This window comes from Pseudoalteromonas sp. S3178, assembly GCF_005886985.1.
GTDB lineage: Bacteria > Pseudomonadota > Gammaproteobacteria > Enterobacterales > Alteromonadaceae > Pseudoalteromonas > Pseudoalteromonas carrageenovora.
The window spans coordinates 1-298 of record NZ_PNCW01000464.1; the positions used below are offsets into that span (position 1 = coordinate 1).

Below are 298 nucleotides of genomic sequence, written 5' to 3' on the forward strand. Positions count from 1 at the left end.
CGAAATGCTGTGAGCCGGTACCGGGCGATGAAATTGTGGGTTACATCACGCAAGGGCGAGGTATTGCTGTGCATCGCTCTGATTGTGAGTCATTTGCTCATATTACGGATGTACATCCAGAGCGTGAGATTGCGGTCAGTTGGTCAGATGATGTTAAAGCGTCGTACGCCATTACATTAAAAATTGAAGCGCACGACCGTCAAGGGCTGATCCGAGACATTAGCTCTGTGCTTGCCAATGAAAAAGTCAATGTGCTCAATATGAACGTACAAACACAAGACGATAAAAACGTAGCAGT

1 protein-coding gene is annotated in these 298 nt (G+C 46.3%); it reads left to right on the top strand.

Features of this window, described 5'->3' with window-relative positions:
* On the top strand, positions 1-298 hold a 298-nt coding region (locus CWC11_RS21765), incomplete at both ends, for an ACT domain-containing protein (RefSeq protein WP_138684244.1).